12 protein-coding genes and 1 tRNA gene are annotated in these 12,828 nt (G+C 28.5%); 12 read left to right on the forward strand and 1 reads right to left on the reverse strand.

Annotated features, from left to right (window positions below; translation table 11 throughout):
* The first annotated feature begins 39 nt into the window (after positions 1–39).
* The 5 genes from FPD38_RS03555 (at position 40) to putP (ending at position 7,563) form a co-directional block, all read left to right on the forward strand.
* Positions 40–762, forward strand: a complete 723-nt coding sequence (locus tag FPD38_RS03555; RefSeq protein ID WP_147555413.1) for a winged helix-turn-helix domain-containing protein — start codon at positions 40–42, stop codon at positions 760–762.
* Positions 763–826: 64 nt separating this feature from the next.
* On the forward strand, positions 827–1,402 hold the full coding sequence (yedF, locus tag FPD38_RS03560) for a sulfurtransferase-like selenium metabolism protein YedF (RefSeq protein WP_147555414.1): 576 nt from the start codon (positions 827–829) through the stop codon (positions 1,400–1,402).
* Positions 1,399–2,430 carry a selenide, water dikinase SelD gene (gene selD / locus FPD38_RS03565; RefSeq protein WP_147555415.1) on the forward strand — a complete coding sequence of 344 codons (1,032 nt, stop codon included), beginning with the start codon at positions 1,399–1,401 and terminating at the stop codon, positions 2,428–2,430. Before yedF ends, selD begins: the two co-directional genes overlap by 4 nt.
* Positions 2,431–2,570: 140 nt before the next feature.
* Positions 2,571–6,068: a proline dehydrogenase family protein gene (locus FPD38_RS03570; RefSeq protein ID WP_147555416.1), complete on the forward strand. Its 3,498-nt coding sequence runs from the start codon at positions 2,571–2,573 to the stop codon at positions 6,066–6,068.
* A gap of 13 nt (positions 6,069–6,081) precedes the next feature.
* Positions 6,082–7,563 (forward strand): sodium/proline symporter PutP, encoded by a 1,482-nt coding sequence (gene putP, locus FPD38_RS03575; RefSeq protein WP_147555417.1) that lies wholly within the window; start codon positions 6,082–6,084, stop codon positions 7,561–7,563.
* A gap of 24 nt (positions 7,564–7,587) precedes the next feature.
* Here the strand turns inward: putP and FPD38_RS03580 are convergent, their stop codons facing one another.
* Positions 7,588–8,055, reverse strand: a complete 468-nt coding sequence (locus tag FPD38_RS03580; RefSeq protein ID WP_147555418.1) for a hypothetical protein — start codon at positions 8,053–8,055, stop codon at positions 7,588–7,590.
* Positions 8,056–8,132: 77 nt separating this feature from the next.
* Between FPD38_RS03580 and FPD38_RS03585 the strand changes: the two genes are divergently transcribed.
* From FPD38_RS03585 to FPD38_RS03615, 7 genes are all read left to right on the forward strand, one after another.
* A tRNA-Sec gene (locus tag FPD38_RS03585) sits at positions 8,133–8,230 on the forward strand.
* 27 nt (positions 8,231–8,257) lie between these two features.
* On the forward strand, positions 8,258–9,508 hold the full coding sequence (locus FPD38_RS03590) for an adenylosuccinate synthase (RefSeq protein WP_147555419.1): 1,251 nt from the start codon (positions 8,258–8,260) through the stop codon (positions 9,506–9,508).
* Entirely contained in the window at positions 9,505–9,924 is a 420-nt protein-coding gene (locus FPD38_RS03595) for a flagellar FliJ family protein (RefSeq protein WP_039665185.1), read from the forward strand. Before FPD38_RS03590 ends, FPD38_RS03595 begins: the two co-directional genes overlap by 4 nt.
* Complete coding sequence (locus FPD38_RS03600; protein WP_261798287.1) at positions 9,921–10,442, forward strand: MotE family protein; 522 nt, start codon at positions 9,921–9,923, stop codon at positions 10,440–10,442. The genes FPD38_RS03595 and FPD38_RS03600 overlap by 4 nt, the downstream gene beginning before the upstream one ends.
* Before the next feature lie 60 nt (positions 10,443–10,502).
* Complete coding sequence (locus tag FPD38_RS03605) at positions 10,503–11,054, forward strand: DUF507 family protein (protein ID WP_147555421.1); 552 nt, start codon at positions 10,503–10,505, stop codon at positions 11,052–11,054.
* The gene (gene carA, locus FPD38_RS03610) at positions 11,051–12,169 is read left to right on the forward strand and encodes a glutamine-hydrolyzing carbamoyl-phosphate synthase small subunit (RefSeq protein ID WP_147555422.1); all 1,119 of its coding nucleotides are present in this window, start codon (positions 11,051–11,053) and stop codon (positions 12,167–12,169) included. The genes FPD38_RS03605 and carA overlap by 4 nt, the downstream gene beginning before the upstream one ends.
* Positions 12,166–12,828: a sulfite exporter TauE/SafE family protein gene (locus FPD38_RS03615; protein ID WP_147555423.1), complete on the forward strand. Its 663-nt coding sequence runs from the start codon at positions 12,166–12,168 to the stop codon at positions 12,826–12,828. The genes carA and FPD38_RS03615 overlap by 4 nt, the downstream gene beginning before the upstream one ends.

The raw sequence follows: 12,828 nt of genomic DNA on the forward strand, positions 1-12,828 counted from the left end.
AAAGAGCACTTTTGGTGCTCTTTGATTTAAGGTTAGTAGATGAAAAAACTTAATGAAGAAATTCAAAATAATCTTGATAAAGATAATAAACTTTCTTGTGCTAAAGCTTTACAAATACTGAAAAACTATTCAAAAGAAGAATTTATTAATATTATTTCAAATTTAAAAATTAAAATTTCAGATTGTGAGCTTGGGCAATTTGGAAATTTGGATAAAACTTTTACCAGAAGTAAAATTTTTGAAACATTAGAACCATTTTTAGATCAAAAAAATCGTATAGAATGTAAATGTGCTTTAGAGAAAACTAAAAATTTTGATATGAAAGAAGTTAGGGCTACTTTAAAAGATTATAAAATTGATATTAAGTATTGTGAATTAGGATGTTTTAAAGAAAAAAAAGGTAAAAAATTTAATGTAAAAAGTAAGATTTGGATTGAAAATCCTGATGGAAAATTGCTTTTTGGTAAAGGGAAAACTGATATTTTAGAACTCATTGGAGAACATGGGAGTATCGCTAAAGCCGCTAAAATTTTGGGTATTAGCTATAAAAAAGCTTGGCTTTATATACAAGATTTGCAAATAAATATGAAAGAAGAATTAATTGTTGCAAAAAAAGGAAGAGGAGAAGAATCAGGGAGTAAATTAACTCCAAGAGCATATGAATTGATTAAAAATTATAAAATTTTACAACAAGATGTAGAAGAATTTACAGATAAGCGTTTTAAAGAATTATTTTTCAAAAAAAATGAAAAAAATAAATAAAGTTAATTTCCTTACAAGTTATAAGACTATATCATTATCTTTACTTTAGTTAAAAGGATAAATTATGAAGATTGATTGTAGAGATTTAGCTTGTCCGCGCCCTGTTATAGAAACTAAAAAAGCATTAGAAGAACTTTCCAAAGATGAGAATTTGCAAATTCTTTTAAATTCACAAGCTTCTAAAGAAAATGTTATGCGTTTTTTAAAATCTTTAAATATAGAATTTGAAACTAAAGATATAGAAGATGAAAGCATAATAAGTATCAAAAATAAAATGCCACTGCAAGAAAATCAATACAACAATGATGAATTTAATGTTTTGTTTTTAAAAAGTGATAAAGTCGGAGAAGGAGAGCTTGGTCAAAATTTAATGGTAGGTTTTTTAAAGACTTTAAAAGATGTAAATAATTTTCCTAAAAAAATTTTATGCGTTAATGATAGCGTTTTAATCAATACTAATTCTTCTCATATAGCTTTTGAAGCTATGAAAGAATTAGAACATATGGGAATAGAAATTTATAGTTGTGGAGCGTGTTTAGAGTATTTTGGTAAAACTCAAGAATTAAAAATAGGCAAAATAGGTAATGCTTATGAAATTTTAAATGAATTATTTGGAAAGGCTAAAATTATTTCTTTATGATTTATAAGAATCAAAAACTAACTCAATATGTTAAAGCTGCGGGTTGAGCTGCTAAGTTGGACCCGTCGGGTCTTGACAAAATTCTTGGCATTTTAAAACCCCATGCAAACATTCTTAGTGGTATTGTTAATAATGAAGATGCGAGTGTGTATAAACTAAATGAAGATTTAGCTTTAGTTCAGACTTTAGATTTTATAACTCCTATAGTAGATAGTGCATATCATTTTGGTGCTATAGCAGCAGCTAATGCGCTAAGTGATGTATTTGCTATGGGCGCTGATGTGCTTAGTGCATTAAATATAGTAGGATTTGATAAATGTCATTTTGATGATGAAGTTTTATTGGAAGTTTTGCAAGGAGCTAGAGATAAGGTCGAAGAAGCTGGAGGTGTTATAATAGGTGGTCATACTATACAAACTAGTGAATTTATTTTTGGTTTGAGTGTAACAGGTAAAGTTCATCCTAAAAAGTTTTTTGCAAATAACCATGCTAAAGAACAAGATGTGATTTTACTTACCAAACCTATAGGAAGTGGTATTTTAAGCACAGCTTTAAAGGCAAATTTATTAGATAAAAATGATATTTTGATAATGTGCGAGCAAATGGGTTTTTTAAATCTTTATGCAAGTAATATTTTGAAAAAATTTAAAAGTTTAAGTGCTTTGAGCGATGTCACAGGGTTTGGGCTTTTAGGGCACTTAAAAGAAATGTTAAATTCTGCTATTAGCATAGAAATTTATAAAGAAGAAATTCCTTTTATGAATAAAGTGATAGATATGGCAAATATGGGTATTATACCTCAAGGAGCTTATAATAACAAACAAGCTTTAAATAAATATGTGATTGTAGATAGAGAAAAAGAAGATGATATTGTGCTATTTGATCCACAAACTTCAGGCGGACTTTTAGCTGCTATGAATGAAAAAGAAGCCAATGAAGCTTTGAAAATTTTAAAAGATAATAATATTAATGCAAAAATTATTGCTAAATGTGTAAAAAATACCCGTAATTGTTTATTTTTGAAATAGATTGTATCTAATACTTCGATCAAATAATTATTAATGTTACTTTTTTTCCTATTTAATTAAAATTTTAAATTAATATATGTTAATTTATGTTTCATTTTTTGTATTATAGATATACATTAACTATCAAGGTGGAGGAAAAAATGATACAAAAAGCTTTACTTTTAGCAGAAGAATTGCAAAAAAAAATTGAAAGCAATATTTCTCAAAATGAAAAAGAATTTCATGCAAAAATGCAAAAACTTCTCAATAATCCAAAAAATAAAGTAATGCTCATAGAACTTTTAGATCGTTCTTTTAGATGTAAAGATAAAAGTGCAAGTTTTGAACTCATAGAGCACACTTTAAGTAAATATGGAATAGCAGATTTTTTTAGTGCTTTTGAAAAGTTTTTACTTTTTTCGTTTTTAAATTTTGGAAAATTCGCACCTAAAATAAGTGTTCCATTTTTTATTAAACATTTAAGAGAAGATACAAAGGCTATGGTTTTGGATGCAAATCCTAGTGTATTAGAACCTCATATGGTAAAAAGAAAAAATGAAGACAATATCACTTTAAATGTGAATTTAATTGGAGAAGAAGTTTTAGGTGAAGCTGAGAGCTCTTATAGAATGAAAAAATATGAAGAAGCTTTGAAAACTAGTTATATTACTTATATTTCGATTAAAATTACTACTATCTTTTCGCAAATTAATATCATTGATTTTGAGTATTCTAAAGATGAGGTTGTAAAAAGATTAGATAAATTATATGCTCTTGCTTTAGAAGAAGAAAAAAAGCAAGGCGTGCCTAAATTTATAAATCTTGATATGGAAGAATTTAGAGATTTAGAATTAACCGTTGAAGCTTTTATGGAGAGTATTTCTAAATTTGATATAAAAGCTGGTATTGTTTTACAAGCTTATCTTCCTGATTCTTATGAGTATCTTAAAAAACTATTTGCTTTTTCTAAAGAAAGAGTTTTAAAAGGTATGAAACCTATAAAAATACGCTTTGTCAAAGGTGCTAATATGGAAAGTGAAGAAACTATAGCATCTCAAAGAGGATGGGCTTTACCTACTTTTTATAAAAAGATTGATACTGATAGTAATTATAATAAAATGTTAGATTTTGTCTTAGAAGATGATAATTATAAATACATCAATATAGGTATAGCAAGTCATAATATTTTTGAAATTGCTTATGCTTATACACGCATAAGCGAGACAAATGCTTTAGATAGTTTTACTTTTGAAATGCTAGAAGGTATGAGTTTGCAATGTTCTTATGAATTATCAAAAATGCATGATCTTATACTTTATGCACCAGTTTGCGATGAGGCTCATTTTAATAATGCTATTGCTTATTTGGTTAGAAGACTTGATGAAAATACAAGCGAAGATAATTTCATGAGATATTTTTTTAATCTCAAAGTTAATGACTCTAATTGGCAAGCTCAAAAAGAATTATTTATTAAATCTTTAGAAGGCATCAAAACCCTTGATAATTCTACCCACAGAACTCAAGATAGAAATAAAGAGCAGCAAGTTGTGAGTTCTTATAAAAGCAAAGAATTTAAAAACGAGCCAGATACTGATTTTATCTTAAAAGCAAATAGAGAATGGGCAAAAAATATTAGATCTCAATATGAAAATTTACAAAATTATGATGTTTATCCAGTTATCAAAGAAGAGATTAAAAAAGATGGCTTAAAAGTTGTAGAAGTCAAAGATAAAATTCAAAACCGCATCATAGGAAAAGCGTATTTAGCAGGTGAAGAAGAAATCAAATATGCCTTAGATGTAGCTAAGGGTTCAAATTTTAGTGAGTTAAGTCATGATGAAATTTATAAAATTTTAGCAAACACTGCTCAACTTGTGAGAGAACGAAGAGGTGATTTGATAGGTATAGCAGCATTAGAAGTAGGAAAAACATTTTTAGAAATTGATCCTGAAGTAAGTGAAGCTATAGATTTTTTAGAATTTTATCCACATTCTTTAGAAAAATTAAAAGAGCAAAATCCAAATACAATTTTTAAAGCAAAAGGAGTGGGGGTTGTTATAGCACCATGGAATTTTCCAGTTGGAATTTCAGTAGGAACCATAGCAGCACCTTTAGCAGCAGGCAATAGAGTAATTTATAAGCCATCATCTCTTTCTATGCTAACAGGTTATATGCTTTGTAAATGTTTTTGGGATGCGGGTATTCCTAAAGATGCATTGATTTTTTTACCATCTAAAGGAAGCGATATTTCAAAATATCTTTTAGTAGATGAAAGTGTTAAATTTTCAGTATTAACAGGTGGAGAAGAAACTGCTTATGCAATGCTTAAGGCAAATCCAACCTTGCTTTTAAGTGCTGAAACAGGTGGAAAAAATGCAACTATAGTATCTAAATTTGCTGATCGTGATAGTGCGATTAAAAATATCATTCATTCAGCATTTTCAAATTCAGGTCAAAAATGTTCAGCTACTTCTTTACTTGTATTAGAAGAAGAAGTGTATGAAGATATAGAATTTAAAAAGACTTTAGTAGATGCAGCATCATCTATGGCCGTAGGAAATCCTTTTATATTTAAAAATAAACTTGGAGCTTTAGCGGATAAACCTGATGAAAAACTTACAAAAGCACTTGAGGAATTAAAACCTTATGAAAGTTGGGCTTTAAAACCAAGATTTGTTGATAATAATCCTTATCTTTTAACTCCAGGTATTAAATACGGAACTAAAAAAGGTGATTTTACTCATATGAATGAGCTTTTTGCGCCAATTTTAACCGTAATGAAGGCAAAAAATTTAAAAGAAGCTATTGAGATAGTAAATTCTACTGGCTATGGTCTAACAGCTGGATTTGAAAGTTTAGATGAGCGTGAGTGGGAGTATTTTCATACCAATATAGAGGCTGGAAACATATATATTAATAAACCTACAACAGGTGCTATAGTTCTTAGACAGCCTTTTGGTGGAGTAAAAAAATCGGCTATTGGCTTTGGTAGAAAGGTTGGGATTTATAATTATATTACTCAATTTATGGATTTAGAGCAGGAAAAAGCCGATTTAAATGTTTTAGAAAATGATTTGGTAAAAAAACTTCAATCTATGCATTTAAATTTAAATGATAAAGATAAGCTTGAATTTGAAGTAGTTAAAGATATGGCAAAAAGTTATGCTTACCATGCTAAAAATGAATTTGCTTTAGCTAAAGATTATGTAAATATTAGAGGTGAGGATAATTTATTTTCTTATACTAAAGTTAAAAATATTGCTTATAGGGTGTATAAAGATGATAGTTTAAAAGATATTTTAGGGGTTATTTTAGCAGCTAGTATTTTAAATATTGATCTTATTTTAAGTTATGATGAACATGAAAAAATTGATTTGATTAGAGAGATAAATAAACATATTAGTGCTAAAACTTTATTTCTTAAAGAAAGTAAGGAAAATTTTATTAATAAAATTAGTGAGTATGAAAGAATTCGTTATTTTGCACCTTTGGATAAAAATGATGAGATTTTCAAAAAAGCAGCAAGTTGTGCAAAAATTATTGCAAATACTAAACCTTTGCTCAATGGTCGTTTTGAGTTGCTTTTGTATCATAATGAAAAAGCATTGAGTATATCTTTCCATCGTTATGGAAATTTAGGTATTCGTGCATTAAAATAAGAAAGGAGTATAAATGGAAGTAGTTCAAATTAATACACAAATTGCGATAATGTTTATCGCATATTCAGCTTTAATGCTTTTTATAGGTTTTTATTTTTATAAACAAAATAAAAATTCTGAAGATTATTTTTTAGGTGGTCGTTCTATGGGGCCTGTTGTTTCAGCGCTTAGTGCTGGAGCTTCTGATATGAGTGGATGGCTTTTGATGGGCTTGCCTGGAGCTTTATATGTGAGTGGTTTAGCTGAAAGCTATATAGCTATAGGTCTTAGTATAGGAGCTTTTTTAAATTGGACTTTTGTGGCAAAAAGACTTAGAATTTATACTAGTGTGATTGCAAATTCTATTACAATTCCTGATTATTTTGAGACTAGATTTGATGATGATAAGCATATATTAAGAGTAATTTGTGCTTTTGTTATTTTGATATTTTTTACTTTTTATGTTTCTTCAGGATTAGTTGGTGGAGCAAAACTTTTTGAAGCAACTTTTGGGATAGATTATGATTATGCTTTGACTACTGGAACGATTATTATTGTTGCTTATACTTTTTTAGGTGGGTATAAAGCAGTTTGCTGGACAGATTTAATCCAAGGACTTTTAATGATGAGTGCTTTAATCATAGTTCCTATAGTGATGATTTATCATTTAGGTGGTTTTAGTGAGACTTTAAATATAGTGAGTGAAATAAAGCCAAATGCTTTATCTATGGGAGAAGGATTAAGTTTTATAGGTATAGTTTCAGCATTATCTTGGGGACTTGGATATTTTGGTCAACCTCATATTTTGGTGCGTTTTATGTCTATACGCTCAACTAAAGATATCCCAACTGCTACTTTTGTAGGGATTTCTTGGATGGTTGTATCATTAATTGGAGCTTGTATGATAGGAATTTTGGGCATAGCTTATGTGAGTAAATTTGAATTAAGCTTGCAAGATCCTGAAAAGATTTTTATAGTGATGTCGCAATTACTTTTTAATCCTTGGATAGCTGGAATTTTATTAAGTGCGATTTTGGCTGCTATTATGAGTACGGCTAGTTCTCAATTGCTAGTTTCAAGCTCAACTATAGCTGAGGATTTTTATAAAAGAATTTTCAACAAAGAAGCCTCAAATCAAACTGTTATGACTTTAGGTAGATTTGGAGTTTTAGCAGTTGCTGTAATTGCATTTGTGATTTCAACCGATAAAAATTCAAGTGTTTTAAGTATAGTTGCTTATGCTTGGGCTGGATTTGGTGCTAGTTTTGGTTCTGTAATGTTATTTTCGCTTTTTTGGTCTAAAATGACAAGATATGGGGCAATTGCAGGTATGGTTACTGGTGCTGTGGTTGTAGTTGTTTATAAAAACTTTTTAGCTGCTTGGTTAAATTCTAGTCTTTATGAGATTGTGCCAGGATTTATAGCTGCTTGTATTGCTATTGTAGTAGTGAGTTTATTTACCGCTGTTAGACCTGGAACTAAAGCAGCTTATGAAAAAATGCTACAGCATTTATGATTTTAAAGATAAGGTTATCTAACCTTATCTTATATAACTTTTTTTAATATAAGATGTTATTTCTTTGGCACTTTCGTCTAATACTCCTTTAGCATCTCCTCCTAAAAATCCCATTTTCATTTCTGAAGAGCTTTCAAAGCTAGCTATATTAAAGTCAAAATTATTTTTTAAGATTATTTTGATTTTAGACTTTGCAGCGCCTACTCCCATTGCACCTGTTGGAGCAAAATGTCTAAAAAGTCTATTTCCTTCATCATAGTATTTTATATTACATTCTATTTTTAGTGCATTACCATAAATTTGTTCTTTTTTTAAATAGTGATTGATTTGTTTTTGTAAGTATTGTTCTTCTTTTGAATTTCCACATTTAGCGTAAGCGTCTTCGTATTTTTTATAGCTTGATTTTCCTTTGATTTTTCCAATTGTAGTGCTAGCACATGCGGTAAAAATTAAACTTAAAATTATTAGTAGGGTTAATTTTAGATATTTCATTTGTAAGCCTTTTCTAAAATAGTGCTTATTATAACTAATTTTTCTGTATTTATAAAGTTTTTATATAATTGTGTTTTGGAAGGTTAGTTTATCTGGTGATAACCACTGACTTCAAATCAGATGAAAGGATAGTTGACTATTCTTTGGGGAGTTCGATTCTCTCACCTTCTCGCCAATTTTTATTAAAAAAATGGAGTTTTTTATGAGCAAAGCAGATATAGTTGTAGGAATTCAGTGGGGTGATGAAGGAAAAGGTAAAATAGTTGATAAATTATGTGAAAATTATGATTATGTTTGTAGAAGTGCTGGTGGGCATAATGCTGGACATACTATATGGGTCAATGGTCAAAGATATGCTTTACATTTAATGCCATCAGGAATACTTAATGATAAATGTATAAATATTATAGGTAATGGCGTGGTTGTTAATCCAGATGTTTTAATCAGCGAAATGGCTCAATTTGAAAATTTAAAAGAAAGATTATATATAAGCGATAGAGCTCATTTAAATTTAAATTGTCATGCTCTTATAGATCAAGCAAGAGAAAAATTAAAAGGTGAAAAAGCCATAGGAACAACTGGTAAAGGTATAGGACCAAGTTATGAAGATAAGATTAGTCGTACTGGACATAGAGTAGGAGAGCTTTTAGAGCCTGAAAAACTTTGTGAAAATTTAATGAAAGATTTTGAATTTAAAAAAAATTATTTTGATACTTTAAATATAGCAATGCCAAACTATGATGAAATTTTACAAGATTTAAAACGATTTAAAGAGATTTTAGCACCTTACATCACAGATACCACTAGAATGCTTTGGAAAGCTTTAGATAAAGATAAAAAAGTGCTTTTAGAAGGTGCACAAGGCTCTATGCTAGATATTGATCATGGAACTTACCCTTATGTAACTAGCTCAACTACTATTGCAGCAGGGGCTTTAAGTGGCTTAGGATTAAATCCAAAAGAAATAGGAAAAGTTATAGGTATAGTTAAAGCTTATACAACTAGAGTGGGAAATGGTGCTTTTCCAAGTGAAGATTTAGGTGAAGATGGAGAAAAAATAGGACTTATAGGTAAGGAAATTGGTGTAAGTACAGGTAGAAAAAGAAGATGTGGTTGGTTTGATGCTGTGGCTGTAAGATATACAGCTAGATTAAATGGTTTAGATTATTTATCTTTAATGAAACTTGATGTTTTAGATGGTTTTAAAAGCGTAAAAATATGTAAAGCCTATGAATATAATGGAAAAGAAATTGATTATGTTCCATGTGATTTAGAAAATGCAAAGCCAATTTATGAAGAAATGGAAGGTTGGGATAAGGTAGCAGGTATTAGAGATTATGATTTATTACCTGAAAATGCTAAAAAATACATTAAGCGTTTAGAAGAACTTAGTGGAGTTAAAGTTGGATATATATCTACAAGTCCAGAAAGAGATGATACTATCATTTTATGAAAAGTAAATATTCTTCTGTTATAAAGCTTAGAAAACAACAACTTGATAAAGCAGAAGCAAATTTAACCAAAACTAGGCAAAAAATTCTACAATGTGAAGAAGAATTAAAAGAAGCTACAAAAACTTGTGAAAGCTTAAGTTTAGCAGATAAAGGTTCTATAGCACTTTTAAGATCTTCTTTAAAAATGCAAGAAATAGCAAGAGATGGGAAAAGACTTATTAAGCAAAAATTAGACTTATTAAAAAAAGAATTAGCTCATAATCATCATCTTTATAAAAGAGCGCATTTAGAATTTGAAAAAATGAAAGTTTTGGAAAATGAGGAATTGAAAAAAATTAAAAAAATATTACAAAAAGAAGAAGAAAAATTTATTGATGAACTTGCTATCACAAGACATTTTAACAAGGGAAAATAATGAAAAAAATTATTTTAGTATTTAATTTGTTTGCATTGTATCTTTATGCTCAAGAAAATTGTGAGCAGTATTTTGAAGCAAGAAAAACTCAAATGCAAGATCAAATTCGAGAGTATGATGAGGCAAAACAAAGTTTGGAGGCATATAGGGCATCTTTTGAAGCCTTGCAAAAAGAAAAAATGCAAGCATTATTAGAAAAAGAAGCAGATGTTAATGCAAGTTTGCAAGAGATTAAAACTTTAAAAGAGCAAAATGAGCGTATTTTAGAAGCTATTAAACAAAATCTTCAAGTAATTAACGATAAGACTATGGGTCGTATTGCTGAAATTTATGCCAAAATGAAAGATGTAGCAGTAGCTGAAATACTTAGTCAAATGGATGATGAGGAAGCTTCTAAAATTTTACTATCTTTGGAGCCAAGAAAAATTTCTTCTATCATGGCAAAAATGGATCCTAAAAAGGCTTCTGATTTAACATTGCTTTTAAAAAATTTAGATCAAAATGTAAGTTCACAATAAGTTTTAAGGAGTTTTTAGCTTTTTTTAGTATTATTTCAATAAAAATAAAAAGGTGGATAAATGCGTATTAAACCAGCTCATATACCTTATATTGCGAATAAAATAATATTAGATTTGATGCATTCTTCTTTTGTGAAAATTAAAGATGATAGTCAAAAATTACTTAAAATTATTAAAGAAATTTTAGAAATTGATGTTTTAAATGAACGCAAACTTGATGAAAAAACCAAAGAATTATTAGAAAGTCAAGAAGAAGAAATTGAATTTATGCAAATTGATAGAAAAAGTATGTTTTGGATGATAAAGAAAAAGCTTGCGAGTGAATTTAAATTCATACTCGATAAAGAAGATAGATATAACAACCTTGCACATAAAGTTTTAGAAAATTTAGTTAATGAAGATTTGATTAATTATAATGTTTCGGAAAATCGCGTTAAAAATTTAATTTTTTCAAGCATAATGACTTATTTAAAAGAGTATGAAAATTTAGAAGATTTAGTTTATGAAAAAATTTCAAATTATAAAAGAAAATTAATCCCTGGCTCTGAAGAATATGAACTAGTTTTTGAAAAATTATATCAGGAAGAACTAAGAAAAAAAGGGCTTTTATGAAAGCTTATATTTATATAGAAAATGATGTTTTTTTAACTGCTAGAGCTTTTGGTGCAAGTGGAACTTTTTTTGGAGAATTAGTTTTTAATACTTCTTTAACAGGTTATCAAGAAATTATTTCTGATCCTTCATACGCAGGACAATTTATAGTTTTTTCTATGCCTGAAATTGGCATAGTAGGTGTAAATGATGATGATAATGAAAGCAAACAAATTCACGCTAGTGGAGTAATCATTAGACAATTAAATGATTATTATTCTAATTTTAGAGCAAAAGAAGATTTGGATTCTTATTTAAAATATCATGGAAAAATAGGGCTTTGTGAAATAGATACTAGATTTTTAGTAAAAATGATTAGAGATAATGGAAATTTAAGAGCCGTTGTATCTACTGAAATTAAAGATAAAGAAGAGCTTAAAAAAATGCTAAATTCAAGTGCTAAAATTGATGAGGTAAATTATGTAGCACAAGTGAGCACAAAAACTTCTTATAATCATAAAAAAGGTTCTTGGGATCATAGCAGCAAGACTTTTAAAAATTCAGTAAAGACAGATAAAACAGTTGCTGTTATTGATTATGGTGTGAAAGAAAATATACTTAATGAGCTTGTAAGTGTTGGTTTAAAAGTACAAGTATTCCCATATAATGTAAAAGCTAAAGAATTAATAGATCTTTATGAAAAAGGATTAATTCATGGCGTGTTTTTATCTAATGGTCCAGGAGAGCCAAAAATATTAAAAGAAGAAATTGCTCAAATAAAACAACTCATCCAAGCAAAAATTCCTATGCTAGGGATTTGTTTAGGCCATCAATTATTGAGTAATGCCTTTGGATATGAAACTTATAAGATGAAATTTGGCCAACATGGTGCAAATCATCCTGTGATTAATCTTACTAATAATACAGTTGAAATTACTGCTCAAAATCATAATTATAATGTTCCTGAAGAAATTGCAAAGGTGGCAGTTATAACTCATAGGAATTTATTTGGAGATAATGTAGAGGGTGTAAAGTATAAAGAATATCCTATCATTTCTGTGCAACATCATCCAGAAAGTTCCTCGGGGCCACATGAAAGTAAATATATTTTTAAAGAATTTTTAGAGCTTTTGTGAATTTAGATTTTATCGCATTAATTAGCATTGCATTTCTTTCTAGTTTTGGGCATTGTTATGGAATGTGCGGAGGGTTTATTTTAGCTTTTAACCAACTTGCAAAAAATATTAAAATTCCATTTTTTTTACTAATTCTTTCTTATCATTCAACAAGAGTAGTTGCTTATATTTGTTTAGGTATTTTTTTTGGATATTTTGCAAAATTATTTTCTTTTAGTGAATTTGCAAAGACTATGATGTTTTTTTGTATCGGTATTTTTATGATAATTCTTGCTTGTGCTTTACTTTTTAGGGGAAAATTATTAGTTTTTTTTGAAAATTCTTTTATTTTTGATTGCGTAATTAAAAAAAATATGCAAAAACTTTTGCAGCAAAAATCTATAAAAAGTGCTTTGGTGTTAGGATTTTTAAATGGTTTTGTGCCTTGCGGTTTGGTTTATTTTTATATAGCTTTTGGAATGAGTTTGCAAAGTATATATTATTCTATTTTAATAATGCTTCTTTTTGGCATAGCTACCTTACCAGGGATGATTTTTCTTGCATATTTTAGTAAAACTTTAAATGATAAATTTCAAAAGATCGGATCTTTTATATCTTATATATTGATACTATGCTATGGTGTGTATTTTTCTTATATGGGCTTTGTTTTAACAGCATAA

This window comes from Campylobacter volucris (genome assembly GCF_008011665.1).
GTDB classification, from domain to species: Bacteria; Campylobacterota; Campylobacteria; order Campylobacterales; family Campylobacteraceae; genus Campylobacter_D; species Campylobacter_D volucris_A.

What these genes read in the sequence shown, in the direction of transcription:
- FPD38_RS03580 (WP_147555418.1), bottom strand. Translation starts at nt 8,055, where the DNA reads ATGAAATATCTAAAATTAACCCTACTAATAATTTTAAGTTTAATTTTT.
- FPD38_RS03555 (WP_147555413.1), top strand. Translation starts at nt 40, where the DNA reads ATGAAAAAACTTAATGAAGAAATTCAAAATAATCTTGATAAAGATAAT.
- FPD38_RS03590 (WP_147555419.1), top strand. Translation starts at nt 8,258, where the DNA reads ATGAGCAAAGCAGATATAGTTGTAGGAATTCAGTGGGGTGATGAAGGA.
- carA (WP_147555422.1), top strand. Translation starts at nt 11,051, where the DNA reads ATGAAAGCTTATATTTATATAGAAAATGATGTTTTTTTAACTGCTAGA.
- putP (WP_147555417.1), top strand. Translation starts at nt 6,082, where the DNA reads ATGGAAGTAGTTCAAATTAATACACAAATTGCGATAATGTTTATCGCA.
- yedF (WP_147555414.1), top strand. Translation starts at nt 827, where the DNA reads ATGAAGATTGATTGTAGAGATTTAGCTTGTCCGCGCCCTGTTATAGAA.
- FPD38_RS03605 (WP_147555421.1), top strand. Translation starts at nt 10,503, where the DNA reads ATGCGTATTAAACCAGCTCATATACCTTATATTGCGAATAAAATAATA.
- FPD38_RS03595 (WP_039665185.1), top strand. Translation starts at nt 9,505, where the DNA reads ATGAAAAGTAAATATTCTTCTGTTATAAAGCTTAGAAAACAACAACTT.
- FPD38_RS03570 (WP_147555416.1), top strand. Translation starts at nt 2,571, where the DNA reads ATGATACAAAAAGCTTTACTTTTAGCAGAAGAATTGCAAAAAAAAATT.